We start from the raw sequence: 25,437 nt of genomic DNA on the forward strand, positions 1-25,437 counted from the left end.
TGGAGCCGCCAATGCCTACGTCTTACCCGCTGTCCTCCGAAATGTCCGAGTTTTTGGCCAAAACACTGAGCTTCAGCAGCGCATCCGAGGACATCAATGAGCAGCGCCGCGCGTATTCGCGGATGAGTGAAGCGTTCACGCCCACCCGTCCGGCGCACCTCGATGTAGGGGATTTCTCCCTCGGCGGCGTGGCGGTGCGCAGTTACCGGCCCCAGCGGCTTTCCCTTGAACATCCGGCGCCGTGTGTGATGTACATCCACGGCGGCGGCTGGGTCGTCGGCGATCTCGATTCTCACGACTTTCTGACCGCTGCCCTGGCGGCCGACCTCAACGCGGTGGTCGTCGCCGTCGATTACCGGCTGGCCCCTGAACACCCGTTCCCTGCGGGATTCGGTGACTGTCTGGCGGTCTGGCACGCCTTGCAGATTCAGGCGCAGCGGCTGGACATCGACCCGCGCCGCATCGCCATCGCCGGGGACAGCGCTGGCGGCAATCTCGCCGCTGCACTGTGCCTCGCATTGCGCGATTCCGGTGAGCCTCAGCCGGTCGGGCAGGCGTTGATTTACCCGGAACTGGGGGGCGCAAACGATTTGCCCTCGCGCCGTGAGTGCGCGGACGCACCACTTCTTTCCACTGATGAGCTGGTATATTACCGCCAGCTTTACATGGCGGAGGCCGAACAATCGGCTTATGCGCGGCCACTCAAGGCCGGTGATTTCCATGATCTGGCGCCTGCGTTCATCGTCGTCGCGCAGTTCGACCCCTTGCGTGATGACGGCATCGCCTACGAGCGCGCGTTGCGTGAAGCGGGCGTGCGCACCGAGTACGATCCCGGGCTCGGGCTGCTTCACGGTAGTCTCAGGGCCAAAGGCCAGGTGCCGGAAGTGGACGCGCTTTATCAGCGACTGATTTCCGCACTATTGGGCTTTATTCGCGATCCGCTGTAGGACCTCTTGCTTCGACGCTGTAAGGGCTAAGCTATGAATCCGCCCACTCTGTTCTGCTTCCCTCTAACTGCACCGCTCTGACAGGTGAGTCAACTCGCCACGCGACAAAAGACCACGCACAGCAAGTGCCGAAATGGGACTACTCTTTCAATGTCAGCTGACCTGGATCAATACCTTGGCGTGTGTTGATCGAACTGGCCGCCTGACGCATCTCCCCGGTTGCCGACCTGAGCACGAAACCACGAGAACAAACGCCACACCTCGTACTCAATACACCGTGGGGGCAGTCGCTGCAGGCCCCGAGTCTGAAGCCAGTTCCACCTGATAGAGGAAGACCTATGTTCGGTTTAGAGGCGCTCGATCTCGCCCGAATCCAGTTTGCGTTCACCGTTTCATTTCACATTCTTTTCCCGGCCATCACCATCGGTCTGGCGAGCTTTCTCGCGGTGCTGGAAGGCTTGTGGCTGAAGACTCACGACAACACTTATCGCGACCTCTATCACTTCTGGTCGAAGATCTTTGCCGTCAACTTCGGCATGGGTGTGGTCTCGGGTCTGGTCATGGCCTACGAGTTCGGCACCAACTGGAGCCGGTTCTCTGACTTCGCCGGTGCTGTGACCGGGCCGTTACTGACCTATGAGGTGCTCACGGCGTTCTTCCTCGAAGCAGGCTTCCTCGGCGTCATGCTGTTCGGCTGGAACCGCGTCGGCCGTGGCTTGCATTTCTTCGCTACGTCCATGGTGGCGGTCGGCACACTGATTTCGACCTTCTGGATTCTGGCGTCCAACAGCTGGATGCAGACCCCTCAGGGCTTCGAGATCATCGATGGCCGGATCATCCCGGTGGACTGGTTCGCGGTGATCTTCAACCCCTCGTTCCCGTATCGCCTGATGCACATGGCAATCGCCGCGTTCGTTTCCACGGCGTTCTTCGTCGGCGCATCGGCGGCCTGGCATTTGCTGCGCGGCCGTGACAATCCGGCGATCCGCAGAATGCTGTCCATGGCCATGTGGATGGCGCTGATCGTTGCGCCGATTCAGGCAATGGTGGGTGATGCTCACGGCTTGAACACCCTTGAGCACCAACCGGCCAAGATCGCCGCCATCGAAGGTCACTGGGAAAACGTCGGTGACGAACCGACCCCGCTGATTCTGTTCGGCATCCCGGACATGAAAGAAGAGCGCACCAAGTACGCGGTCGAGATTCCCTATCTGGGCAGCCTGATCCTGACCCACAGCCTGGACAAGCAGATCCCGGCGCTGAAGTCCTTCCCGCCGGAAGACCGTCCGAATGCGCTGATCGTGTTCTGGTCGTTCCGCGTAATGGTGGCGCTGGGCCTGCTGATGATCGCGGTCGGTCTGTGGAGCGCCTGGTTGCGCTGGCGCGGCGGGCTGTACACCAATCGCTGGTTCCTGCGTCTGGTCATGTGCATGGGCCCGGCCGGTCTGATCGCGATGCTGGCGGGCTGGTTCACCACCGAAATCGGGCGTCAGCCCTGGGTGGTCTACGGGATCATGCGCACGGCGAATGCCGTGTCCAGACACAGCGTTGAGCAGTTGAGCATCACCCTGGTGTTGTTCGTCGTGGTGTATTTCCTGCTCTTCGGCACCGGCTTCGGTTACATGATGCGTCTGGTGCGCAAAGGGCCTAAAACCCATGAAGGTGATACTCCGGCACACGGCGGACCAGGGCAGAAACGCACCCCGGCGCGTCCTCTCTCTGCTGCTGATGAAAACAGCACGGACCACCGCAAAGACAGCCTGACTGAGGGGAACTGAGCCATGGGTATCGATCTTCCACTGATCTGGGCCGTGATCATCATCTTCGGCGTCATGATGTACGTCATCATGGACGGCTTCGATCTGGGCATCGGGATACTGTTCCCGTTCATGAAGGACAAGACCGACCGCGACGTGATGATGAACACCGTCGCGCCGGTCTGGGACGGCAACGAAACCTGGCTGGTGCTCGGCGGCGCCGGCTTGTTCGGCGCCTTCCCGCTGGCTTACTCGGTCGTGCTCGAAGCGCTTTACCTGCCGCTGATCTTCATGCTATTCGGGCTGATCTTCCGCGGCGTGGCATTCGAGTTTCGCTTCAAGGCCACTGATATCAAGCGCCACCTGTGGGACAAGGCGTTCATCGGCGGTTCGCTGGTGGCGACATTCTTCCAGGGCGTGGCACTGGGCGCGTACATCGACGGCATTCCGGTGGTCGACCGTGCCTACGCCGGCGGTGGGCTGGACTGGCTGACGCCGTTCTCGGTCTTCTGCGGTCTGGCCCTGATCGTGGCGTACGCCTTGCTCGGCTGCACCTGGTTGATCATGAAGACGGAAGGGGCTTTGCAGAAAGCCATGCACGATCTGGCACGACCTTTGGCCCTGGCCACGCTGGTGGTCATGGCGATCGTCAGTCTGTGGACGCCACTAGCGCACCAGGCCATCGCCGATCGCTGGTTCAGCCTGCCAAACCTGCTGTGGTTCATGCCGGTACCGGCACTGGTCCTGGTAACGATGTACGGCTTGTTCAAAGCGGTGGCGCGCAACGCCAACTACGCGCCGTTCCTGCTGACGCTGGTGCTGATCTTCCTGGGCTACAGCGGTCTGGGCATCAGCTTGTGGCCGAACATCATTCCGCCAACAGTGTCCATCTGGGCGGCCGCATCGCCGCCACAGAGTCAGGGTTTCATGTTGGTCGGTACGCTGTTCATCATTCCGCTGATCCTGGGTTACACGTTCTGGAGCTACTACGTATTCCGCGGCAAAGTCACCCACGAACACGGCTATCACTAGCAGCACGGGCCCCTGGTTTGTCGCCGGGGCCTGACTGCGGGAGAAGAGGGTTTAGCGATGTCGGTTAAAGAATCTGTTGAGCACGAGGCTCATCCCAACGATCGCCGCGATTTTGAGCGCGAGGTTGATCCAGCGAAGGGTAAGCCCCTGTGGCAGCGCATCGGCTGGCTGTTGATCATCTGGACCGGCAGCGTGCTGGCGCTGTTCGTGGTCGCCATGCTGCTGCGCATGTTCATGACAGCGGCAGGCATGAAGTCGCACTGAGTGTTTCCGGCTCGATAAAAAACCCGCTTCTGCGGGTTTTTTTTGGCTGCACATCTGAAGTCACGTAGACAAGCGCGTCGAGCTATTTGCGCGCCTTGAGGATCACAAACTTCGGCGTCGCCGCCACTTGCTCCACGCCCCGGAACAACCGCGCCAGTTTGCCGTGATAGCCCAGATGACGGTTGCCGACGATGTACAGCGCGCCGCCGGTGACCAGCGCCGAGCGCGCCTGCTGGAACATCCGCCATGCGAGGAAATCGCCAACCACTTGTTGCTGATGAAACGGCGGATTGCACAGGACGACGTCCAGCGAATCGGGTTCCTGTGCGTCCAGTCCGTCGCCTGCCTGAATGACTGCCGGCCGCTCGCCGAGGGCCAGTCTCCAGTTCTCCTGCGCCGACTGCACCGCCATGAACGACTCGTCTACCAGCGTGTAGTGCGCGTCAGGGTTGTCCAGCGCACTGGCGATGGCGAGCACGCCATTGCCGCAACCCAGGTCTGCGACCCGCGCCGAGCCCAGGCCCTTGGGCAAGTACGGCAGGAAGGCCCGCGTGCCGATGTCCAGACCGTCACGGCAGAACACGTTGGCGTGGTTGATCAACTCGATCTTCGGCTCGTCCAGCGTGTAACGGGTGGGGTAGGGCGAGGGCTGAACGGTTTTGGCTTCAGGGGTGCAGAACAGCAGTCGCGCTTTTTTCACGGCGAGGGATGCCTGCACGGGGCCGATGTATTCTTCCATCAGCTCGCCAGCGGAGCGGGGCAGGTGCTTGATCATTCCGGCAGCGACGACTTTGGCGTTCGGCGCCAGTTGGTCCTGCAACCGGATCAACTGCTCTTCCAGCAACGCGAGGGTCTTGGGAACGCGAATCAGCACCCAGTCGAAGGGGCCGGTCAACGGCGCACTGGCGGGGATCACCGGCACGGCGTCATAGGTCAGGCCGTTGCGCACCAGATTCTTTCCCAAAGCCTGAGCGCCGAGGTACGAATCCGTACTGCTGAACACCGTCGCATGGGGCGCGAGGCTGGTGGCGAGGGCGCCGAAACTGTCGTTGAGCACCAGCACCCGCGTTTGCAGCGTCACGCCCTGTTCGGCGACGTGGTTGAGCAGATATTCGTCGGCAGCATCGAAGGCCTGCAAGGGCTCATCTGACTGTTCCGGCTGGCGGATCAGGTCGAGTTGGGCAAACGGGGTGGTCAGCAGGGGCATGGGCGGAGCAGTTCCAGTCGTTGATGGCGCGACCGGCGTGTTGGCGGGAGTTGCGCCTGCGCCGGCGTGTCCAGGTTCGCGAAGCCGGCGATTTTACGTGTTTTTGCCTGCGCTCACCGGGCTTTTCGCCCTTGCTTCCCCCCTATGTCTAGATCACCCCGTCTTTCGCCGCCTGGACCACTGCCGACATCTTGTTGCAGGCGCCGATCTTCTGGATGGCTTTACCAACGTGGAAGTTAACGGTGCGCGCTGTGACATCAAGGATCAACGCGACTTCTGCTGCTGTCTTGCCCGTAGCGGACCACTTCAACACCTCCACCTCTCTCATCGTCAGGCCCTTATAGGTCAGCGTCTCCTTACTCGCCTTGCAGTCTTCCCCCAGTGTTTGAGTTTCCATAGCGTGCCTCCGTGCTCAGTCTTGATCGTCCTGATCGAAGTCTAGGATAACAATCACGGCTTTGAATGGAGCGTGCCTGGCCATCGCCTCGAGGTGCCACCAGACGGGCTGCCAGCATGATTTTAAAATTCTAGTAGAATCAATGGCTTATACAGATTAAGTGTCTCGACACGAACCACTTCGCGATAACGCCGATAGCGAAATACTCTAAAAATTGCTCAGTCCGTTGCGGATATCACTACAAACCGACGGTGTTTATCGCGGCGGGTTTGCGGGACACTGGTCACCCTTTTTGTGAGACAGGAGCCAGGAGCGCCCCATGACTGCCAGTGCAGAGAAATTCACCCGGCAAACGCTGCTGGACGTTACGCCGCTGACTCCCAGTCTCTTTACCTTTCGCACCACGCGCGATCCAGGTTTCCGCTTCACGGCGGGACAATTCGCACGTCTGGGTGTTACCAAGTCCGACGGTACGACGGTGTGGCGCGCCTACTCGGTGGTGTCCTCGCCCTTCGATGAATTCCTCGAATTTTTCTCCATCGTGGTGCCCAACGGCGAATTTACCAGCGAGCTGAGCCGACTTCGTCAGGGTGACACGCTGATGGTGGAGAAACAGGCGGTGGGTTACCTGACCCTGGATCGCTTCACCGATGGTCAGGACCTCTGGATGTTGTCCACAGGCACCGGTGTGGCGCCCTTCCTTTCGATCCTTCAGGACTTCGAGGTCTGGGAAAAATTCGAGCGGATCATTCTGGTGTATAGCGTCCGTGAGTCCCGGGAACTGGCCTACCAGCAGCTTATCGCCGAGCTGACCCAGCGCGAATACCTGGCCGAGTACGCACACAAGTTCACGTTCATCGCCACAGTGACGCGGGAAGCGCATCCCGGTGCGCTCAGCGGACGGATTACCACGCTGATCAAGAACGGTGAGTTGGAGAAGGCGGCCGGTGTCGCGCTGACACCCGAACATTCACGGGTGATGATCTGCGGCAATCCACAGATGATCGAAGACACTCGCGCAGTGCTGAAAACTCGCGACATGCGCCTGGCGTTGACGCGCAAGCCGGGACAGATTGCGGTGGAGAATTATTGGTAGGTTGATACAGCGTTGCGATCGCAAGACCCATGTGGAAGCGAGCAAGCTCACCCCCACATGCTATGACCGGCCTTAAACGAACCGGTCAGGCGTCACCGGCAGTGGTGCAGCGGGCTTGTTGTTCTGTTCTTTCAACAGATCGCGGATTTCGCCCAGCAGCAGCTCTTCCTTGGTTGGGGTTGGCGGCAGGGTGGGTGCCTTGGCCTCTTCACGTTTCAGGCGGTTAATCGCCTTGACGCCCATGAAGATGGCGAATGCCACGATGATGAAGTCGATCACAGTCTGAATGAACTTGCCGTAGGCCAGCACCACCGCAGGGGCTGCCCCTTCCGCAGGCCTCAGCACGACCGACAGATCGCTGAAGTCCACGCCGCCGATCAGCAGCCCGAGGGGCGGCATGATTACATCGCCTACGAACGACGAAACGATCTTGCCGAATGCCGCGCCGATGATGATACCGACGGCCATGTCGACGACGTTTCCTTTTACGGCAAAGGCTTTGAACTCGCTTAGTACGCTCATGGGTGTATTCCTTTGTTACAGATGTGAGTGGTAAATGCAGTGTAAGTCAGCTAGCTGCATCTCGCTTAATCCATGCAATCGACCGGGTACGTTCCGGTAAGTTTTATTTAATCCTCCAAAAGCATGCATGCATGGTAGGGCTGCGCCCGACGGTTTGACGCATCGGGTATGATTGCCCCTTTTTTACATCGGGGGTGTCATGGCCAAGGCCAAACGCATGTACGGCTGCACCGAGTGCGGTTCGACGTTTCCCAAATGGGCCGGCCAGTGCAGCGAATGCGGCGCCTGGAACACCCTCGTTGAAACCGTGATCGACAACAGCACGGCCGCTGCGCCCAGCGGTCGTTCCGGCTGGACCGGCCAACAGGCGCAGATCAAAACCCTGGCCGAAGTCAGTGTCGAAGAAATCCCGCGTTTTTCCACCAACTCCACTGAACTGGACCGCGTTCTCGGCGGCGGCCTGGTGGATGGCTCGGTGGTGCTGATCGGCGGCGACCCCGGCATCGGCAAATCGACCATTCTCTTGCAGACCCTTTGCGCCATTGCCGAGCGCATGCCGGCGCTGTACGTCACCGGTGAAGAGTCGCAGCAGCAGGTCGCCATGCGCGCCCGTCGCCTTGGCTTGCCCCAGGACAAACTGCGGGTCATGACCGAAACCTGCATCGAAACCATCATTGCCACGGCGCGCATCGAGCAGCCGAAGGTCATGGTGATCGACTCGATCCAGACCATCTTCACCGAACAGCTGCAGTCAGCGCCCGGCGGCGTATCCCAGGTGCGCGAGAGTGCTGCGCTGCTGGTGCGCTACGCCAAGCAGAGCGGTACCGCGATATTTCTGGTCGGCCACGTCACCAAAGAAGGCGCGCTGGCCGGGCCTCGCGTGCTGGAGCACATGGTCGACACCGTGTTGTACTTCGAGGGCGAGTCCGATGGCCGCTTGCGTTTGTTGCGCGCAGTGAAAAACCGCTTTGGTGCCGTCAACGAATTGGGCGTCTTCGGCATGACCGACAAGGGGCTTAAAGAAGTCTCGAACCCGTCGGCGATCTTTCTCACCCGCGCGCAGGAAGAAGTCGCGGGCAGTGTGGTCATGGCGACATGGGAAGGCACCCGGCCGATGCTGGTGGAAGTGCAGGCGCTGGTCGATGACAGCCACCTCTCCAATCCGCGTCGCGTGACGTTGGGGCTGGATCAAAACCGGCTCGCCATGTTGCTGGCGGTACTGCACCGCCACGGCGGCATTCCCACCCATGACCAGGACGTGTTTCTCAACGTCGTGGGCGGGGTGAAAGTGCTGGAAACCGCTTCCGACCTGGCCTTGATGGCCGCCGTCATGTCCAGCCTGCGCAACCGTGCACTGCCGGGCGACTTGCTGGTGTTCGGCGAAGTGGGCTTGTCCGGCGAAGTACGCCCCGTGCCCAGCGGTCAGGAGCGACTCAAGGAAGCGGCCAAGCACGGCTTCAAACGCGCCATCGTGCCCAAGGGCAACGCCCCGAAAGAGTCGCCACCGGGCCTGACAGTGATCGGTGTGACGCGCCTCGACCAGGCGCTGGACGCGTTGTTCGAGTAAGGCGGCGTGGCCTATAGACCTATAGATGTATCAGCGCACCCAGCTCGCGCTCCAGTTCATCGTGATCGGCAATGTTGAGTTCGATCAGTCGACGCAGGTGCGTCACTGAATCGAGCTCAATGTGCTTGCACACAAACCCCAGGTGATTGTGATCATCGTGGGTCAGCTGCACTTCCATCACGACGTCTATACCGTCCTGCAACTCGATGTCGACCATGAATCGCTCGTTGGCATCGCCCTCCCAGGGCGAGGGCTTTTCGATCAGCAGCCCCTTGAGCGACAGGTCGATCAGTTGAACCGTCCAGGTCTGGTCGCCCTGGCTAAGTTTGGTTTTCGCGTCGAATGCAACGCGTTTGAAGCGACGACGTTCTTCGTGGTTATCGGTCATTACGCAACTACTCCTTTAGCGCCTCTACGGCCCGCTGCGTTGACTATAGGACAAATATCGCGCTAGACCATCGTGGGGGTAGCCTTTCGCTCCGGCGGCGCTAAACTCCGCTTGCTGAATAAAAATAAGTCCACTCAGTTGGAATCGAAAAAAAATGAAAAACAATAATGGTCTGCTGCGCCACGTGCCCTGGCTGATGGTTGCGATCCTTGGAGCATGGGCACTGGGAGTGGTTGCATTGCGTCGCGGGGAGGCGATCAACGCACTCTGGATTGTGGTCGCCGCAGTGGCCATTTATCTGGTCGCTTATCGCTACTACAGCCTGTTCATCGCAACTAAAGTCATGCAACTCGACCCGACCCGGGCCACCCCTGCGGTTCTCAAGAACGACGGGCTCGATTACGTTCCTACCAATAAACACATTCTCTTCGGTCACCACTTCGCCGCCATTGCCGGCGCCGGTCCTCTGGTCGGCCCGGTGCTCGCCGCGCAGATGGGCTATCTGCCCGGTACGCTGTGGTTGATCGCCGGTGTCGTTCTGGCGGGTGCGGTTCAGGACTTCATGATCCTGTTCCTTTCCACGCGCCGTAACGGACGCTCCCTGGGCGACATGGTCCGCGAAGAAATGGGCCGCATTCCCGGCACCATCGCGCTGTTCGGCTGTTTCCTGATCATGATCATCATCCTCGCGGTGCTGGCGCTGATTGTCGTCAAGGCATTGGCCGAGAGCCCATGGGGCATGTTCACGGTCATGGCGACGATTCCGATCGCGATGTTCATGGGCATCTACATGCGCTTCATCCGCCCGGGCCGCATCGGCGAGATCTCGGTGGTGGGCGTCGTGCTGTTGCTGCTGTCGATCTGGGTCGGTGGTCTGGTGGCAGCGAGTCCGGAGTGGGCGCCGATGTTCACGTTCACTGGCGTGCAGATCACCTGGATGCTGGTCGGCTACGGTTTTGTCGCGGCCATGCTGCCGGTCTGGCTGGTGTTGGCGCCTCGCGACTACCTGTCCACGTTCCTGAAAATCGGCACCATCATTGCGCTGGCGATCGGCATTCTGATTCTGGCGCCTGAGCTGAAAATGCCTGCGCTGACGCAGTTCACCGACGGCACCGGCCCGGTCTGGAAAGGCACCCTGTTCCCGTTCCTGTTCATCACCATCGCCTGTGGCGCAGTATCCGGTTTCCACGCGCTGATTTCCTCGGGCACCACGCCGAAGCTGCTGGATAACGAAGTCAACGCCCGTTACATCGGTTACGGCGGCATGCTGATGGAGTCGTTCGTGGCGATCATGGCCATGGTTGCGGCTTCGGTCATCGAGCCAGGGGTGTACTTCGCAATGAACAGCCCGGCGGCGATCGTCGGCTCTGACGTCAACTCGGTCGCGCAGATGGTCAGCAGTTGGGGCTTCCTCATCACGCCGGATCAATTGACCGCTGTGGCGAAGGACATTGGCGAAAACACTGTGCTGGCACGTGCCGGTGGTGCGCCGACCCTGGCAGTGGGTATCGCGCAGATCCTGCACCAGGCCTTCCCGGGTCAGAACACCATGGCGTTCTGGTACCACTTCGCGATTCTGTTTGAAGCGCTGTTCATCCTGACCGCAGTCGATGCCGGTACCCGTGCCGGCCGCTTCATGCTGCAGGACCTGCTGGGCAGTTTCGTGCCTGCGCTGAAACGCACCGAGTCCTGGACCGCCAACGCCATCGGCACCGGTGGCTGCGTCGCGCTGTGGGGGTATCTGCTGTATCAGGGCGTGATCGATCCACTGGGCGGGATCAACACGTTGTGGCCATTGTTCGGTATCTCCAACCAGATGCTGGCGGGTATTGCGCTGATGCTGGCGACGGTCGTGCTGATCAAAATGAAGCGTCAGCAGTACGTCTGGGTGACCATCCTGCCGGCCTCGTGGCTGCTGATCTGCACTGTCACTGCAGGCTTCATCAAGCTATTCGACCCGAGCCCTGCGGTAGGCTTCCTGGCACTGGCGAAGAAGTACAGCACGGCGGCAGATGCCGGTCAGGTGCTGGCCCCGGCCAAGACCATGGACCAGATGCAGCATGTGATCTTCAACGCGTACACCAACGCCACCCTGACCACGCTGTTCCTGTTCGTGGTCCTGAGCATTCTGTTCTATGCGCTCAAGGTCGGTCGTGCGGCGTGGGTCAAGAAAGAGCGTACCGACAAGGAATCGCCATTCCAGGCCTTTCCGGAATCCCACTGAGTGCGCTGTAACGCGAGGAGCTGTTTATGTTCAACGATCTGAGTCGCCTGGGTAAGTATCTCGGTCAGGCCGCTCGCCTTATGGTGGGCATGCCGGATTACGACAACTACGTTGAGCATATGCAGAAGACCCACCCGGACAAGCCGGTGATGTCCTACGAAGCGTTCTTCCGGGAACGCCAGGACGCACGTTACGGCGGGAAGGGCGGTCCCAAGTGTTGCTAATGATGTGACCCTTGGTCATGCAGGAGTGGGCTTGCTCGCGATGCGTTAATTCAGTCGCCGCTGTACTGACTGACATTTCGAATCGCCAGCAACCTCACTCCTGTTTTTTTTCAGCGAATCGAGGTCTTTTTTTTGTTCACACCTATCCCCGTCACCATCCTCAGCGGCTTTCTCGGCGCCGGCAAAACCACCTTGTTGCGCCATCTGCTCAAGGAGGAACACGGCCTGAAGATCGCCGTGATCGAGAACGAATTCAGTGATGCCGGCGTCGACACCCAGTTGCTCGGGGACGAGCCCGTGCAGGTGATGACCCTGTCCAACGGCTGCGTCTGCTGCACCATTCACACCGACCTGACCAAAGCGCTGTATCTGCTGCTGGAGCGCCTCGACAGTGGCGAGATCGCGTTCGATCGCCTGGTCATCGAGTGCACCGGCCTGGCAGACCCGGCACCGGTGGCGCAGACCTTCTTCATCGATGAGGAACTGCGCGAGCGTTACATCCTCGACGGCATCATTACGCTGGTCGACGCAGCCCATGTCGACACGCATCTGGAACAGACCATCGCCCAGGCGCAGATCGGCTTCGCGGATCGTCTGTTGGTGAGCAAGACCGATCTGGTGGATGAAGCTACCTTCAAAGCGCTAAGCGAACGGCTAACTCGCATCAACCGCCGCGCGCCGATACGCGTGGTCGAGCACGGCAAGATCGACCTCGCCGAGCTGCTGGACGTGCGCGGCTTCAACCTCAACGCTGACATCGGCGGGATGACCCTGCGCCCGGCAGCACCTGCAGGCCGCTCCATCGACCGCATCAGCAGCCTGGTCCTGCGCAGTGACCAGCCGCTGGATATCGACAAGCTCAGCACCTTCATGAACGAGTTGCTGGAAGAGCACGGCAAACAACTGCTGCGCTACAAAGGCGTGCTGAGCATTGCCGGCGAGGATCGCAAGCTGGTATTTCAGGGCGTGCTGAAGTTGTACGGCTTTGATTTCGACGTGGAGTGGGCAGCGGGCGAAAAGCGTGAAAGCGTGATCGTGTTCATTGCCGACGAACTGCCGGAGGAGAAGATCCGGGCCGGCTTTGCAGGCGTTGCTGCAGATTAAGTATCGTGTGCGGGAATGATCCGTAAGACGCGCTATGGCGCCTGCGTAGGACCGTTCCGAATCGTACTTTCAACCCCCACTCTACGCTTCTAGACCCCACGTCCCGTCCCTATCCTTGCTGGATCTGAAGTCAAGCAAGGAAGGGCAGCCCCATGTCCAAGCCCTACGTGTTCATCAATGACCGCATACAAACCTACTTCACGCTCAAGGCTCGGGTCGGCGGGAGCGCAAAATTTGATGTGCTGAATGCGCACATTCGCAATGTGGTGGTTATGCCGGGCCAGCTGGTAATTGTCAGCGACGGTTCGATGGGCAGCCTCACGGCTGAGGAAACCGAGCTGATGGCACTGGCGCGAAACGTCCATCGTCAGGTGCGAGGCTCGGGTAGCGAGCTGATCAAGAACTACGACCTGATGCAGAACATGCTCAGTTACGGATCGGTGGGCGTCGGCGCCGCCACCGGCAGTTGGAGTAAGCACCTTAACGGCGTGCAGAAAACCCTCGAAGAAATCGAGCGGCTGTACAAGCTGTCGCTGTCCCGCGGGACGCCCATTGCCCGGCAGGAATTCATCAATCAACGGCGAGTGCTGTTTGCAAAGCTCGACGTACAGCTGGAGGGCGTAGCTCGCTGGGGCACTGGGTTGACTAAAAAAGGCCCACTGAAAAAGATGCTGGGGTTATCGACCAAAAGTTACCTGCGTACTGGGGAGATACAGGGCTACGCCGCACGAATTGCGAAAGTCGCCAAGGTGGCGAAGTTGTTGAAGCATGGGACGGCGGTGGGGATCGGGTTGAATATCGCATCAACCGCGCTAGAGATTAAGGAAGCTTGCTCGACCGGGCGAGAGGAAGTATGTCGACGGGCTCATTACGTTGAAGGAGCAAAGTTAGCGGGTGGCGTGCTACTCGGACTTGCCGGAGGGGAGGTAGGGGCAGTAGCCGGACCGGTGGTGTGTATGGCTGTGTTTGGTGCGCCTACCTTAGGGATAGCTGCTTTAGGTTGCGGAATTATTGCCGGCGGGGCTTTAGCCTATGCAAGCGGCACAATGGGCGAAGCAGGTGGCGAACTTCTTGGGGAGAAGCTCTACGAATGGACACCCTGATTTCTTACGACGCAGCTATTTGGTTGACGCTGATAGAGTTCGTTTTGATCTTCATCCACTTGGTCTCGTCTCATATTTTTTTCTTGAAATACATGGAACGCATTGAAGATCATCTTTCCGACATCGAAATGATCGGCTTACATGCAGACTATTACGGCAATACTTGGCTGGGCCGAAGAATGCGCGAGTCGTTCATTACGATGATCTTGATCATGCCGGGAGCATTTAAAAAGCAGGAAGTCATTCCCCTGTACAAGCTTCAGAAGCTTCCTGGCCACTTTCGGTTTTGGATCAAATTTTTCTTCTATTCGGCGATAGTTCTTCTGTCTGCAATGACCGTGCTCTACCTGCGTCTAAAGCAGGGACGCGCATAGCGAGTTCTCGATCGAAGATTATTGAAATATATTGGACTTTATTTGAATGGGTTCTGCCTCACCGTCTTGGGCTACTTGATAAAGACGTCACGAGAGTCCGCAATCTGACGGTCAGACATCCGAATCTATATCGCACTGGGATATACGGCTGCATTAGGTTGCGGGATTATTGCCGGCGGGGCTTTGGCTTACGGAGGTGGTGCCCTAGGCGAAATAGCCGGTGAGTCGTTTGGGGAGATGGTCTACGAATGGCTGCCCTGATCTCTTACAACGTAGCAGTATGGTTGGGGTTCGTAGATTTCGTTTTGACTTTCATTCACCTAGTCTCGTCTTATATTTTTTTCCTGAAATACATGGAGCGCATTGAAGATCATCTTTCTGATATCGAAATGATCGGCCTGCATGCAGACTATTATGGTGACACATGGCTGGGGCGAAGAATGCGCGAGTCGTTTATAACCATGATTTTGGTTATGCCGGGAGCCTTTAAAAGGCAGGAAGTCATTCCCCTGTACAAGCTTCAGAAACTTCCTCGGCACTTTCGGTTTTGGATTAGGTTTTTCTTTTATTCGGCGTTAATTCTTCTCGGTGCACTCGGCTTGATTTGCTTGCGTCTGAAAATGGGGCGACCATAGCAGTGCTTTCTTGAAGATCACCGAAACCCTCATCCTGTTTGTTCCCGATGATTCTTTGCCCATAGGCTTCGGTAGAGAAGTGAATGAGAAGACCAACCCAACAAAAAGCCCGGCTAACAAGCCGGGCTTTTTATGCAACTGCTGCTTCGTCAGATCAAGCGCCGTAAACCGGCAGCTTGGCGCAGATGGCCTGAACCTTCTCACGTACGGCGTTGATCACCGCTTCGTTGTTCAGGTCGGCCAGGATGTCGCAGATCCAGCCCGCCAGTTCCTTGCACTCTGCTTCCTTGAAGCCGCGAGTGGTCACGGCCGGTGTGCCGAAGCGCAGGCCGGAGGTGACGAACGGGGAGCGTGGATCGTTGGGCACCGAGTTCTTGTTCACGGTGATGAACGCTTTGCCCAGTGCGGCGTCGGCGTCTTTACCGGAGATGTCCTGCTTGATCAGCGACAGCAGGAACAGGTGGTTTTCAGTACCGCCGGACACCACGTCGAAACCGCGCTCGATGAACACGCCGGCCATGGCCTTGGCGTTTTTCACCACTTGTTCCTGGTAGGTCTTGAACTCAGGCTGCAGCGCTTCCTTGAAGCAAATCGCCTTGGCCGCGATGACGTGCTCCAGAGGACCGCCCTGACCGCCCGGGAAGACAGCAGAGTTCAGCTTCTTCTCGATGTCGGCGTTGGCGCGCGCCAGGATCAGGCCGCCACGAGGGCCGCGCAGGGTTTTGTGGGTGGTGGTGGTGACGACGTCAGCGAACGGCACCGGGTTCGGGTAAACGCCTGCAGCGACCAGACCGGCTACGTGCGCCATGTCGACGAACAGGTAAGCGCCGACTTTGTCAGCGATGGCGCGGAAGCGCGGGAAGTCGAGGATCTGCGAATAGGCCGAGAAACCGGCAATGATCATCTTCGGTTTGTGCTCGACCGCCAGACGCTCGACTTCGTCGTAGTCGATCAGGCCGTTGCCGTCGATGCCGTACTGAACGGCGTTATACAGCTTGCCCGAGGAAGAAACGCTGGCACCGTGGGTCAGGTGACCGCCGTGGGCCAGGCTCATGCCCAGAATGGTGTCGCCAGCATTGAGCAGCGCCAGGTACACCGCGCTGTTGGCCTGGGAGCCTGCGTGTGGCTGGACGTTGGCGTAATCGGCACCGAACAGTTGCTTGGCGCGGTCGATGGCCAGTTGCTCGACGATGTCGACGTATTCGCAGCCACCGTAGTAACGCTTGCCTGGGTAGCCTTCAGCGTATTTGTTGGTGAGGACCGAGCCCTGGGCCTCCATGACGGCCGGGCTGGTGTAGTTCTCCGAGGCGATCAGCTCGATGTGATCTTCCTGACGCTTGGCTTCCTGTTCCATGGCGGCGTACAGGTCGGAGTCGTACTTGGCGATGGTCAAATTGCGGCTGAACATGGCGGTCCTCGGGGATCGGGCAGTAGAAAAGGGGGGCATTCTAACCCATCGGGTTTTATCTGGCATATGAAAGCGGGTCATGTGCGGTACGAGCGGTTTTCATGCGAGGGAATGACTGGCGAATGACCTTGTAGGAGCGCGCTTGCCCGCGATGCGATTTCGGGCCAGACGGATTTGTGTCGGATGTAAGAATGGTTCGCGGGCAAGCGCGCTCCTACGGGTGATCGGTATCAGTCGAGCATAAACAGCGCATCGTTGCTGAATTGCGCTTCGAACCGCGTCGCCGGCATCGGGCGTCCGAACAGGTAGCCCTGAACTTCATCGCAGCCGTGTTCGCGCAGAAACTCCAGCTGCTCATGTGTTTCCACGCCCTCGGCGATCACCGACAGATTGAGGCTGTGGGCCATGGCGATGATCGCCCGGGCGATTTGCGCGTCCTGTTCGCCAGACGGCAGGCCATCCACGAACGTGCGGTCGATCTTCAACACGTCGATGGGAAACTGCTTCAGGTAATTCAGCGACGAATAACCGGTGCCGAAGTCATCGACCGCAATGCTCAGGCCCAGCCGCTTCAACCCGGCCAGAATCTGCATGGCTTCGCTCACCTCACGCATCAGGATGCTTTCAGTCAGTTCAAGTTCGAGGCAGGCGGGCGGCAGACCGATTTCCTGGAGGATGCCGGCGATGCGCGTGCCCAGCTGCCCGTCCGAAAACTGCCGTGCGGAAATGTTCACCGACACTTTCGGCACGCGAACCCGCGCCAGATGCCATTCGCGCAACTGGCGGCAGGCCTCCTTGAGCACCCATTCGCCCACTTCGACCACCAGCCCGAGCTCCTCGAGCACCGGGATGAATTCCACTGGCTGTACCAAACCGCGGCGCGGGTGACGCCAGCGCAGCAGCGCTTCGGCGCCGGTCAGACGCTTGCCGTCGCCACTGAACTGCGGCTGGTAATACAGCGTGAATTCGCCCTGCTCCAGGGCATGGCGCAGGTCGCTTTCCAGCTCCAGACGCTCAAGGGCACTGGCGTTCATGTCGGCTTGGTAAAACTGGAAGTTGTTCTTGCCGCGTTCCTTGGCGTGATACATCGCCGTGTCGGCGTTCTTCATCAACTGGCTCAGTTCGTTGCCATCCTGAGGGCTGAGCGCGACGCCGATACTGGCCGTGACGAAGAACTCGCGACCCTCCAGCACGAAGGGTTTTACCAGACTGGCAAGAATCTGTTCGGCCACATGAATCGCACGGTTCAGCGCCGCCTGTTGAGTGGGGCGGGGTTGCAGCAGCAGCGTGAACTCATCGCCGCCCATGCGCGCTACGGTGTCGTCTTCGTCGACGCATCCGAGCAGGCGCAAGGCCATTTCCTTGAGCATCCGGTCGCCGGCAGCATGGCCCAAAGAATCGTTGATCGGCTTGAAACGATCGAGGTCGAGGAACATCAACACCACCCACGTCTGCTGACGTTCGGCGTGCAGCAACGCGCTGTGCAGGCGATCCTGAAACAGCGTGCGGTTGGGCAGATGGGTCAGTGCGTCGTAATAAGCCAGCCGATGAATACGCTGCTCGCTGGCCTTGCGCTCGCTGATGTCGCTGAAGAAGCACACGTAGCTGGCCAGATCGCCTTCATCGTCGAGCACCGCCGTAATTCCGACCCATGCCGGATAGTGCTCGCCGTCGCGCCGCTTGAGCCACAGCTCACCCTCCCAGCTACCGCGCTGGCTCAGCTGTTTGAGTATGTAACCCAGATGCGCTGCCTGCTGATTCTCGACGGTCAGCATCATCGGCAACTGATCCAGGACTTGCGACACGGCGTAGCCACTGACCCGGGTAAAGGCGTCGTTGGCCTGCACGATGTAGCCCGCAGGGTCGGTGATGAGAATGGCCGAGGTCGAGTGTTCGAACACCGTCGCTGCCATGCGCAGGTCTTTTTCGGCGCGCCGCTGCTGACTGACATCACGTCCCACGCCGAGAACGCCTTCAAACGCCCCGATTTCATCCCACACCAGAACCAGACGCAGCTCCACGGGAATCTTGCGCCCATCAGCGCGCAGGCAATCGAACAGGAACAACTGAGTGGTGACTTCGCTGCGCAGGTCCGCCAGCGCTTCGGGCGTGTTCAACGCTTTACTGATTCGCTGCAGCAGCCCGTTGAAGCCGCTGAGTTGCTGAGGATTGGCGATGATCGCTTTCCAGCCGTTTTGCAGAATCCACTCGGCGCTGTAACCCAGCACGGTGTGGACAGAAGGGCTGATGTAGTTGGCGTGCAAAAGTTGATCGGTGGAGAAAATGACGTCGCTGATGCTTTCCGCCAGCATCCGGTAACGCTGTTCGCTCTCACGCAGGGACTGGCTGGCCTCCACTTGCTCAGTGATGTCCTTGGCGACGCCCACAATGCGCCTGACCTGACCGTCGTTGTCCGCCGCCAGCGCCTGTTCGCGGATGTCGAACAAGCGCCAGCTGTCGTGCCGGTCACGGAAGCGCAGCTGACGATGAATCGTCTCGCTGCTGCAAGGCTCGCCTTCGGCACGTCGCAGTAGCTCGTAGGCGCCGAGATCGTCCGGGTGCAGCAGGAGCTCCCAGTAGTATTCGCCCATTTCGTCCAGTTCGGCCTGGCTGTAACCCAGCGTCTCGCCCAAATGGTGGTTGCTGTAGATCATCCGTCGCGTGACCACATCCTGCACGTACAGATGGTCGGGAACTGTGCGCACGACATCCGACCAGAACCGTTCCCGCTCCTGCAGCGCCAACTCGGCCTGCTTGCGGTTAGTAAAATCGCTGATGCTGAGGATGACGGCGTTGAAGTCCTCGGACTGCTCGGGCAGGCGCATGACCACCCAGAGGTGCTGATCCCTGCCCTTGGTGCCGGGTAGCAAGATTTCGAGTTCCAGCTGACGTTGCCCGTCGAGGACGGCCTGGAGTATCTGCAGACCGATGCCGTTTCTGGCGCGGGGACAACCTTCAATCAGCTGCTGCCAGACATGCTGTGCCGATTCTGCGCGCAGCACTTGAGCGGCGACCTGATTGACCTCGGTGATGCGCAACTGCTGAAGCAGGTCGCTGATTTGCTCAGGCTGGTTGATCAGGCGCGCTTTCAGGTCTTCGCCGTTGTTGACTTGCAGGTGCCTGAGGGACGCCGGCAGCCCGGAGAGGTCCATTACGCACAGCGCGACACCAGTGCCTTCGAAGATGTCTTTGTAGCGGCGACGGCTTTGATGCAGCTGCAGTTGACGGCGGCGCAGACTGCGCAACGCAAACAACGGAATGATGGAACAGAGCAGCGCCAACAGGCATTTACCGATGAGCGGGAAGAGCAGCGTCTGGCGGGCTTTCTGCAGGTCGAACAGGCCGCGCAGTTGCCAGTCGCTGTGGGTCAGCGGTTGCACAAGGACCGTCTGCATCTGGCTGTCAGCGGACTGACCGGCGTCTGGCAGGTTTTTGTAAAGCGGGCGGCGACTGCTGATATCTTCCAGCAGCCAGGCGGGCTGGTAATCCAGATCGCTCTGGTGCGTCAGCGCTTTGAGCATGTCGGGCTTGAGTCGCAGCGCCCAGTAGCGCTCATTGCCGGTGCCGGGCTGACGGATGAACAGGTAGAACGTCGAGGCGCTTGGGTCGTTGGCATAGAAGTATGGGTGACCCTGGATGACCGAATGCATCTGGGTCAACAAGCCGACGTCACGGGGCTCGCCATCGCTGTCGGCGCTGATATTCCCGTCGCTGTCGAGCCAGACCAGGCTTTTCACTCCTGGCATGGCATGACGCAGGCTGGCCAGCACTGCCGCTGATCCGTCTGCAGATTGCGGAGCGTCGCGTGCTTCGTCGAGCACATTCAGCGCCACCTGCGCGTTCAGGGCCATGTTCAGGCTTAACCGGTCGGCGAGCTGCACGCTGTAGTCGATGCTGCGCTTGTGCTGACGTTCCTGGGACTGCTGGAACTGGTCGATCATCTGCCATAACAACAGCATCAACATCATCAGGACCAGGGCCGCGAGCGCACCTCTGAGTAGCCCTCTAAAAGGCATAGTCGTTGCGCTGTCGGGCGGGCGCAGGGGTGAGGCGGGGGTCGGTTTGAGCAAACTGTGATCCTGACTACTGGACTGAATCAGCATGTGCGACACGCACTATAAGCCCGGTGCGCAAAAGGCGGCTAGCATGCCACCGAGCTGTGGCACAGTGCCAGCGCTATTGGGGCGGACGGTTTGCCCTGTTGCGTGCATTCGGGTAGCTTTGCGCCACGCGCGACGCGCCGGTTTCTGCACGGCGTGCTTGCATGTATCTAAAGACCTGCAAGCATTGCTCCAGCTTTAATACCGGTCCTCGGAAGTTTGTCCCTGCCGCGCCGGTTTGGCTCTGATCAATTCAAGGCCCGGAATCGCGCTACGGCAAGTTGCGGCGCGAAGATAAACGCATTTTTTGCGACGCAGCACTAAGCTCGCGCCTTTATTCACAGTCTCATTCCAGGTTTTCATTCCATGGCTCAATACGTCTTTACCATGCATCGGCTGAGCAAAGTTGTTCCGCCGAAGCGGGAAATCCTGAAAAACATCTCCCTCTCGTTTTTCCCCGGCGCCAAGATCGGCGTCCTCGGCCTCAACGGTTCGGGTAAATCCACGCTGCTGAAAATCATGGCCGGTGTCGACACCGAGTTTGATGGTGAAGCGCGCCCGATGCCCGAGCTGAACATCGGCTACCTGCCGCAAGAGCCGCAGCTCGACCCGACCAAGACCGTACGTGAAGTGGTCGAAGAAGCGGTCAGCGTCATCAAGGACGCTCAAGCGCGTCTGGACGAAGTCTATGCCGCTTACGCGGAGCCGGACGCTGATTTCGACAAGCTGGCGGCCGAGCAGGCCAAGCTCGAGTCGATCCTGCAAGCCAGCGATGGCCACAACCTGGAGCGCCAGCTTGAAGTCGCCGCCGATGCGCTGCGTCTGCCGGCCTGGGACGCCAAGGTCGAACACCTGTCCGGTGGTGAGAAACGTCGCGTCGCGCTGTGCCGCCTGTTGCTGTCGGCCCCCGACATGCTGCTGCTCGACGAACCGACCAACCACCTGGACGCCGATTCCGTCGCCTGGCTCGAGCATTTCCTGCACGATTTCCCGGGCACCGTGGTTGCGATCACCCACGACCGGTACTTCCTCGACAACGTCGCTGGCTGGATTCTGGAGCTCGACCGCGGTGCGGGCATTCCGTACGAAGGCAACTATTCCGGCTGGCTTGAGGCCAAGTCCGATCGTCTGGCGGCCGAATCCAAACAGCAATCGGCCCATGAAAAGGCCATGAAAGAAGAACTTGAGTGGGTCCGTAAAGGTGCCAAGGCGCGCCAGTCGAAATCCAAGGCCCGTCTGCAACGCTTCGAAGAGCTCCAGTCCCAGGAATTCCAGAAGCGCAGCGAAACCAACGAGATCTACATCCCGGCTGGTCCGCGCCTGGGCGACAAGGTCATCGAGTTCAAGAACGTCACCAAGGGCTATGGCGATCGCGTGCTGATCGACAACCTGTCGTTCTCCATGCCTAAAGGCGCCATCGTTGGCGTGATCGGCGGTAACGGCGCCGGTAAGTCGACGCTGTTCCGCATGCTGATGGGCAAGGAGCAACCGGATTCCGGCTCCATCGAAGTCGGCGAAACCGTGCAACTGGCGTGCGTCGATCAAAGCCGTGACGACCTGGACGGCAGCAAGACCGTGTTCGCGCAGATTTCCGACGGCTCCGATCAGATCAAGATCGGCAACTACGAAATCCCTTCGCGCACCTATGTCGGCCGTTTCAACTTCAAAGGCGGCGATCAGCAGAAGTTCGTGAAGGACCTGTCTGGCGGTGAGCGCGGTCGTCTGCACCTGGCGCTGACGTTGAAGGAGGGTGGCAACGTCCTGCTGCTCGACGAACCGTCAAACGACCTCGACGTTGAAACCCTGCGTTCCCTCGAAGAAGCCCTGCTGGACTTCCCGGGCGCTGCCATTGTGATCTCTCACGATCGGTGGTTCCTTGACCGCGTGGCGACTCACATCCTCGCGTACGAAGACGATTCCCAAGCCGTGTTTTTCGAAGGCAACTACACCGAGTACGAAGCCGATCGCAAGAAACGCCTCGGCGACGCAGCCGCTCAGCCGCACCGCGTGCGTCACAAGAAACTGGCCTGATTCGGGTTGGTGTCATAAAAAAACGGAGCCTTCGGGCTCCGTTTTTTTGTCTGGCCTATTGCCGGTCGATTGAGTCAGTCGCCGGCCTCAATCCGCATGACGTCGATGACTGCATCGCCGACCGGCCGTTTCCAGGTGACTTCGTCCCCGACACTGGCGCCGAGCAACGCCTTGCCCAGTGGTGACGCCCAATTGATCAGCTGACTGGCAGCATCGGCCTGATCCTCTCCGACCAGTTGCACGCGTTGCTCGACACTGTCCTCGTCGGCAAAGGTCACCCAACTGCCAATCTGAACCTTGTCCTCTGATGTGCTGCTGACCACTTGGGCGCTCTGCAGGCGCTGGTTGAAATAACGCAGGTCGCGTTCGATTTCGGCCATGCGCTGTTTGTCGGCGTCATCGCCCTGGGCGTTCTGTTCGCTGTATTGCGCTTGCAGCTGCTCAACCTGAACGTGCAATTGATCAAAGCCGCGCTGGGTGACGTAGTTAATCTGGGCGCTGATCTGCCGTTCAACCGGCGGGTCAATTTGCGCGGCGGCGTTGTCTTCGTTGACGAAGGCGCGACTCATGGCGGGCTCCTGTTCATGGCTTGATCACATTGGGCCATAGTGAGTCCCCGATAGTTTCACCCGTTATCCGCCGGCGGCAGGCAGCTCAATGAGAGCGGTAGGCTTTCGCGGCGTCCTGGGTCCTCTGATGGTCCCAGTTGCGGTCGCGGTCATTCCAGATGCTGTCCCGGCCCTGATCATGAACGTTGCTGTTGGCCAGTTGCGCCTGGCATTGACGGAATCCGTCCGACCAGCCTTGGGCATACAACGTGTCACGCAGATAGCGCGGCACGTCCTTTTTGAATTGCCCCTTCATGAGATCGATGGATTGCCGACCGCTCCCGCAGCCATCCTGGAAACCATCAGCGAATGCCGGCGGGTAACCTTCGGCCAATAACTGGTCGTGGGTAGACTGACATCCGGCGATTACTACAACGCACCACAGCACAGCCCATCGCGCATTCATTTTGATTTCCTCACTGCTTGAGAAAAGTTTAGAAGCGCTTGTGTGAGTTATTGGTAAAAACGCTGTAGGAAATCCATTAACCGATGCTCGGTCACGCGCCATAAGTTCCACCTTTTTCGCTCGGCGACGATGCCTTGAAAAACGTCCGGTAATTTTCCCCTGGGCGGGCCGTGCAGATTCAAGGTTGTTAAACTGTCGCGCTGCGCAAAACCGTTTAGGAAGATTGATGAACCTCAGAACGATTCTGATCCTCGGCGCACTCAGCGCTTTTGGCCCGTTGGCCATCGACTTTTACCTGCCAGGTTTCCCGGCTATCGCGTTGGCATTCGGCACCGACGAGAAACACGTTCAGTTGACCCTGGCCTCTTATTTCCTCGGCCTGAGCATCGGCCAACTTGCCTATGGTCCAATCGCCGATCGTTTCGGCCGTCGGATCCCGCTGTTGTTTGGCGTCGGCTTGTTCACCCTCGCATCTCTGGGGTGCGCCCTGGCGCCTTCTCTTGAATGGCTGATTGCTGCCCGCTTTGTACAGGCGTTGGGCGGATGTGCCGGCATGGTGCTGTCGCGGGCGATCGTCAGCGACAAATGCTCACCGGTCGACTCGGCCAAAGTGTTCTCGCAACTGATGCTGGTCATGGGCCTGGCGCCGATTCTGGCTCCGATGCTGGGTGGGCTGCTGGTCAACGTCGTGGGTTGGCAGGCCATCTTCCTGACCTTGACGGTATTCAGCGCACTCACTGCGGTGGCGGTATTCAGGGGCTTGCCGGAAAGCATGCCCGCCGGCCATCCGCGACTGCCCCTCTCGGGGGCGTTAGGGTCGTACTGGAATCTCTTGGGCGACCGGATTTTCCTGGGCCACGCGCTCACCGGGGGCATCGCGATGGCCGGGATGTTTTCATACATTGCTGGCTCGCCTTTCGTTTTCATCAAGCTGTATGGCGTCCCGGCGGAACATTACGGCTGGTTATTCGGCATCAACGCTGCAGGCTTCATCTTCATCGCTCAGGTGAACGCACGACTTGTTGGCCGCTATGGTCCGGCGTGGTTGCTGTCGCGGACTGTCTGGATCTATCTCGCTGCCGCCCTCGTACTGTTGACCATCGCCTCTCTGCACACCGAAAAACTGTGGCCGCTGCTGATTCCGCTGTTCATTTATATCGCCAGCCTGGGCTGCATCATTCCTAACGCTTCGGCGTGCGCAATGAGCGGGCAGGGCAAACGTGCGGGCAGCGCGTCGGCCTTGCTGGGATGTTTGCAATTCAGTGTTGCTGCCGGCGCGGCGGCACTGGTCGGTGTACTGCATGACGGAACGGCCGTGCCGATGGCGACGGTCATTACGTTGTGCGGTGTGCTCGCTGTGACGCTTGCAGTCATTACTCGCCGGGCGCAGCAGAAGCGAGACGCGCAGCTTCCTCACGCGGATGTGCGTATCTAACCAGCGTCGGCAACGTTAACGCGTTGCCGATTTCGCCAGGTTTAATGCGTGCCTGTACAAGCATGTTCAGGCTGTTGAAAAAGAGCGGCTTATATACGGCTGTTTACTACTTCGGAGTTGGAAACTTCTTACAGCTAATAAAATTAGCTATCTGGCCTCCGCGCTTGAACGTCAGAAGTTCACTTCTGACACGCCTCAGGCACAGATTATTTTCTTGAAGGCTTTATGAGTTTTGGGTGTAGGCAATCGCCCTGACGCAGGATTCATGAACCAGCGTTGTCCGCGTAAAATGCCCGTCCTTTAAGGGCTTTCGGCTATCTGGCTGGATCCGAGCCGTTAACGGGTTGCGGGATTGTGCTGAACATTTGCCGATACGGCCCACAAACAAAGGGCCGTGCAATGGACAAGTTGATCCGTCAATCGGCTGCAGGTCTTATACTAAGCGCCGTCATGGATCCGATTTAATTCTCATGTTTCAAACTGTATTGCTCGGGCACAGCTATCTGTATTGCCTGCAAGTTCAAGCGATCAGAGTTCGTGTGAGGTGATTTAAATCAAGGTCCGTTTTTGCCTTAAGCACGCATGATGGTTGGCCACAACAATGGACC

Annotated in this window: 22 protein-coding genes; 14 read left to right on the forward strand and 8 right to left on the reverse strand. The window is 59.1% G+C overall.

The genetic code is table 11. The features are described from left to right. Positions 1-11: 11 nt before the first annotated feature. The 4 genes from BMY98_RS10905 (at position 12) to BMY98_RS10920 (ending at position 4,000) form a co-directional block, all read left to right on the forward strand. Positions 12-947, forward strand: coding sequence for an alpha/beta hydrolase (locus tag BMY98_RS10905; protein WP_074888617.1), 936 nt, complete (start codon positions 12-14; stop codon positions 945-947). Between the two features lie 338 nt (positions 948-1,285). Next, the gene (locus BMY98_RS10910; protein WP_074888620.1) at positions 1,286-2,725 is read left to right on the forward strand and encodes a cytochrome ubiquinol oxidase subunit I; all 1,440 of its coding nucleotides are present in this window, start codon (positions 1,286-1,288) and stop codon (positions 2,723-2,725) included. A 3-nt stretch (positions 2,726-2,728) separates the two neighbouring features. After that, entirely contained in the window at positions 2,729-3,736 is a 1,008-nt protein-coding gene (gene cydB, locus BMY98_RS10915; RefSeq protein WP_074888623.1) for a cytochrome d ubiquinol oxidase subunit II, read from the forward strand. Between the two features lie 57 nt (positions 3,737-3,793). Continuing rightward, positions 3,794-4,000 carry a DUF2474 domain-containing protein gene (locus BMY98_RS10920; protein ID WP_074888625.1) on the forward strand — a complete coding sequence of 69 codons (207 nt, stop codon included), beginning with the start codon at positions 3,794-3,796 and terminating at the stop codon, positions 3,998-4,000. 82 nt (positions 4,001-4,082) lie between these two features. On the opposite strand, the gene BMY98_RS10925 is transcribed toward BMY98_RS10920, so the two are convergent. Together BMY98_RS10925 and BMY98_RS10930 are read right to left on the reverse strand one after the other, a co-directional pair. Then, the gene (locus tag BMY98_RS10925; RefSeq protein WP_074888628.1) at positions 4,083-5,207 is read right to left on the reverse strand and encodes a methyltransferase; all 1,125 of its coding nucleotides are present in this window, start codon (positions 5,205-5,207) and stop codon (positions 4,083-4,085) included. Between the two features lie 148 nt (positions 5,208-5,355). Continuing rightward, the gene (locus tag BMY98_RS10930) at positions 5,356-5,604 is read right to left on the reverse strand and encodes a helix-turn-helix transcriptional regulator (protein ID WP_074888631.1); all 249 of its coding nucleotides are present in this window, start codon (positions 5,602-5,604) and stop codon (positions 5,356-5,358) included. Positions 5,605-5,923: 319 nt separating this feature from the next. Between BMY98_RS10930 and BMY98_RS10935 the strand changes: the two genes are divergently transcribed. Further along, positions 5,924-6,700: a ferredoxin--NADP reductase gene (locus tag BMY98_RS10935; protein WP_074888634.1), complete on the forward strand. Its 777-nt coding sequence runs from the start codon at positions 5,924-5,926 to the stop codon at positions 6,698-6,700. 72 nt (positions 6,701-6,772) lie between these two features. Here BMY98_RS10935 and mscL read toward each other — a convergent pair whose 3' ends face one another. After that, positions 6,773-7,222 carry a large-conductance mechanosensitive channel protein MscL gene (gene mscL / locus BMY98_RS10940; protein WP_074888636.1) on the reverse strand — a complete coding sequence of 150 codons (450 nt, stop codon included), beginning with the start codon at positions 7,220-7,222 and terminating at the stop codon, positions 6,773-6,775. Between the two features lie 199 nt (positions 7,223-7,421). Here mscL and radA point away from each other — a divergent pair, with 199 nt between their 5' ends. Beyond that, on the forward strand, positions 7,422-8,789 hold the full coding sequence (radA, locus tag BMY98_RS10945; RefSeq protein WP_074888638.1) for a DNA repair protein RadA: 1,368 nt from the start codon (positions 7,422-7,424) through the stop codon (positions 8,787-8,789). 19 nt (positions 8,790-8,808) lie between these two features. On the opposite strand, the gene BMY98_RS10950 is transcribed toward radA, so the two are convergent. After that, positions 8,809-9,177 carry a PilZ domain-containing protein gene (locus BMY98_RS10950; RefSeq protein ID WP_074888641.1) on the reverse strand — a complete coding sequence of 123 codons (369 nt, stop codon included), beginning with the start codon at positions 9,175-9,177 and terminating at the stop codon, positions 8,809-8,811. A 154-nt stretch (positions 9,178-9,331) separates the two neighbouring features. Here BMY98_RS10950 and BMY98_RS10955 point away from each other — a divergent pair, with 154 nt between their 5' ends. The 6 genes from BMY98_RS10955 to BMY98_RS10980 all read left to right on the forward strand — a co-directional run bounded on the left by BMY98_RS10955 (position 9,332) and on the right by BMY98_RS10980 (position 14,841). Next, positions 9,332-11,401 (forward strand): carbon starvation CstA family protein, encoded by a 2,070-nt coding sequence (locus BMY98_RS10955; RefSeq protein WP_074888644.1) that lies wholly within the window; start codon positions 9,332-9,334, stop codon positions 11,399-11,401. Between the two features lie 26 nt (positions 11,402-11,427). After that, positions 11,428-11,625, forward strand: a complete 198-nt coding sequence (locus BMY98_RS10960) for a YbdD/YjiX family protein (RefSeq protein ID WP_065987541.1) — start codon at positions 11,428-11,430, stop codon at positions 11,623-11,625. A gap of 132 nt (positions 11,626-11,757) precedes the next feature. Next, positions 11,758-12,729, forward strand: coding sequence for a GTPase (gene yjiA, locus BMY98_RS10965; protein WP_074888647.1), 972 nt, complete (start codon positions 11,758-11,760; stop codon positions 12,727-12,729). Between the two features lie 152 nt (positions 12,730-12,881). After that, entirely contained in the window at positions 12,882-13,832 is a 951-nt protein-coding gene (locus BMY98_RS10970; protein WP_074888650.1) for a hypothetical protein, read from the forward strand. Beyond that, positions 13,820-14,206, forward strand: a complete 387-nt coding sequence (locus tag BMY98_RS10975) for a hypothetical protein (protein WP_074888653.1) — start codon at positions 13,820-13,822, stop codon at positions 14,204-14,206. Before BMY98_RS10970 ends, BMY98_RS10975 begins: the two co-directional genes overlap by 13 nt. Before the next feature lie 248 nt (positions 14,207-14,454). Beyond that, complete coding sequence (locus BMY98_RS10980; protein WP_074888656.1) at positions 14,455-14,841, forward strand: hypothetical protein; 387 nt, start codon at positions 14,455-14,457, stop codon at positions 14,839-14,841. Between the two features lie 154 nt (positions 14,842-14,995). Here BMY98_RS10980 and glyA read toward each other — a convergent pair whose 3' ends face one another. Both glyA and BMY98_RS10990 read right to left on the reverse strand, forming a co-directional pair. Continuing rightward, positions 14,996-16,249, reverse strand: coding sequence for a serine hydroxymethyltransferase (gene glyA, locus BMY98_RS10985; protein ID WP_074888659.1), 1,254 nt, complete (start codon positions 16,247-16,249; stop codon positions 14,996-14,998). Positions 16,250-16,479: 230 nt separating this feature from the next. After that, positions 16,480-20,352 (reverse strand): sensor domain-containing protein, encoded by a 3,873-nt coding sequence (locus BMY98_RS10990; protein WP_083398762.1) that lies wholly within the window; start codon positions 20,350-20,352, stop codon positions 16,480-16,482. A 363-nt stretch (positions 20,353-20,715) separates the two neighbouring features. On the opposite strand from BMY98_RS10990, the gene ettA reads away from it, so the two are divergent. Then, the gene (ettA, locus tag BMY98_RS10995) at positions 20,716-22,380 is read left to right on the forward strand and encodes an energy-dependent translational throttle protein EttA (RefSeq protein WP_065987538.1); all 1,665 of its coding nucleotides are present in this window, start codon (positions 20,716-20,718) and stop codon (positions 22,378-22,380) included. Positions 22,381-22,454: 74 nt separating this feature from the next. On the opposite strand, the gene BMY98_RS11000 is transcribed toward ettA, so the two are convergent. Both BMY98_RS11000 and BMY98_RS11005 read right to left on the reverse strand, forming a co-directional pair. Further along, positions 22,455-22,949, reverse strand: a complete 495-nt coding sequence (locus BMY98_RS11000) for a GreA/GreB family elongation factor (RefSeq protein WP_074888661.1) — start codon at positions 22,947-22,949, stop codon at positions 22,455-22,457. 85 nt (positions 22,950-23,034) lie between these two features. Then, complete coding sequence (locus BMY98_RS11005) at positions 23,035-23,394, reverse strand: hypothetical protein (RefSeq protein WP_074888664.1); 360 nt, start codon at positions 23,392-23,394, stop codon at positions 23,035-23,037. A 226-nt stretch (positions 23,395-23,620) separates the two neighbouring features. On the opposite strand from BMY98_RS11005, the gene BMY98_RS11010 reads away from it, so the two are divergent. Beyond that, the gene (locus BMY98_RS11010; protein WP_074888668.1) at positions 23,621-24,829 is read left to right on the forward strand and encodes a multidrug effflux MFS transporter; all 1,209 of its coding nucleotides are present in this window, start codon (positions 23,621-23,623) and stop codon (positions 24,827-24,829) included. Positions 24,830-25,437: the final 608 nt, after the last annotated feature.

Source organism: Pseudomonas graminis (assembly GCF_900111735.1).
GTDB lineage: Bacteria > Pseudomonadota > Gammaproteobacteria > Pseudomonadales > Pseudomonadaceae > Aquipseudomonas > Aquipseudomonas graminis.

Excerpts from the sequence above, each read along its gene's own strand:
- BMY98_RS10905 (WP_074888617.1), top strand. The coding sequence starts at position 12 with ATGCCTACGTCTTACCCGCTGTCCTCCGAAATGTCCGAGTTTTTGGCC.
- BMY98_RS10910 (WP_074888620.1), top strand. The coding sequence starts at position 1,286 with ATGTTCGGTTTAGAGGCGCTCGATCTCGCCCGAATCCAGTTTGCGTTC.
- cydB (WP_074888623.1), top strand. The coding sequence starts at position 2,729 with ATGGGTATCGATCTTCCACTGATCTGGGCCGTGATCATCATCTTCGGC.
- BMY98_RS10920 (WP_074888625.1), top strand. The coding sequence starts at position 3,794 with ATGTCGGTTAAAGAATCTGTTGAGCACGAGGCTCATCCCAACGATCGC.
- BMY98_RS10925 (WP_074888628.1), bottom strand. The coding sequence starts at position 5,207 with ATGCCCCTGCTGACCACCCCGTTTGCCCAACTCGACCTGATCCGCCAG.
- BMY98_RS10930 (WP_074888631.1), bottom strand. The coding sequence starts at position 5,604 with ATGGAAACTCAAACACTGGGGGAAGACTGCAAGGCGAGTAAGGAGACG.
- BMY98_RS10935 (WP_074888634.1), top strand. The coding sequence starts at position 5,924 with ATGACTGCCAGTGCAGAGAAATTCACCCGGCAAACGCTGCTGGACGTT.
- mscL (WP_074888636.1), bottom strand. The coding sequence starts at position 7,222 with ATGAGCGTACTAAGCGAGTTCAAAGCCTTTGCCGTAAAAGGAAACGTC.
- radA (WP_074888638.1), top strand. The coding sequence starts at position 7,422 with ATGGCCAAGGCCAAACGCATGTACGGCTGCACCGAGTGCGGTTCGACG.
- BMY98_RS10950 (WP_074888641.1), bottom strand. The coding sequence starts at position 9,177 with ATGACCGATAACCACGAAGAACGTCGTCGCTTCAAACGCGTTGCATTC.
- BMY98_RS10955 (WP_074888644.1), top strand. The coding sequence starts at position 9,332 with ATGAAAAACAATAATGGTCTGCTGCGCCACGTGCCCTGGCTGATGGTT.
- BMY98_RS10960 (WP_065987541.1), top strand. The coding sequence starts at position 11,428 with ATGTTCAACGATCTGAGTCGCCTGGGTAAGTATCTCGGTCAGGCCGCT.
- BMY98_RS10970 (WP_074888650.1), top strand. The coding sequence starts at position 12,882 with ATGTCCAAGCCCTACGTGTTCATCAATGACCGCATACAAACCTACTTC.
- BMY98_RS10975 (WP_074888653.1), top strand. The coding sequence starts at position 13,820 with ATGGACACCCTGATTTCTTACGACGCAGCTATTTGGTTGACGCTGATA.
- BMY98_RS10980 (WP_074888656.1), top strand. The coding sequence starts at position 14,455 with ATGGCTGCCCTGATCTCTTACAACGTAGCAGTATGGTTGGGGTTCGTA.
- glyA (WP_074888659.1), bottom strand. The coding sequence starts at position 16,249 with ATGTTCAGCCGCAATTTGACCATCGCCAAGTACGACTCCGACCTGTAC.
- BMY98_RS10990 (WP_083398762.1), bottom strand. The coding sequence starts at position 20,352 with ATGCTGATTCAGTCCAGTAGTCAGGATCACAGTTTGCTCAAACCGACC.
- ettA (WP_065987538.1), top strand. The coding sequence starts at position 20,716 with ATGGCTCAATACGTCTTTACCATGCATCGGCTGAGCAAAGTTGTTCCG.
- BMY98_RS11000 (WP_074888661.1), bottom strand. The coding sequence starts at position 22,949 with ATGAGTCGCGCCTTCGTCAACGAAGACAACGCCGCCGCGCAAATTGAC.
- BMY98_RS11005 (WP_074888664.1), bottom strand. The coding sequence starts at position 23,394 with ATGAATGCGCGATGGGCTGTGCTGTGGTGCGTTGTAGTAATCGCCGGA.
- BMY98_RS11010 (WP_074888668.1), top strand. The coding sequence starts at position 23,621 with ATGAACCTCAGAACGATTCTGATCCTCGGCGCACTCAGCGCTTTTGGC.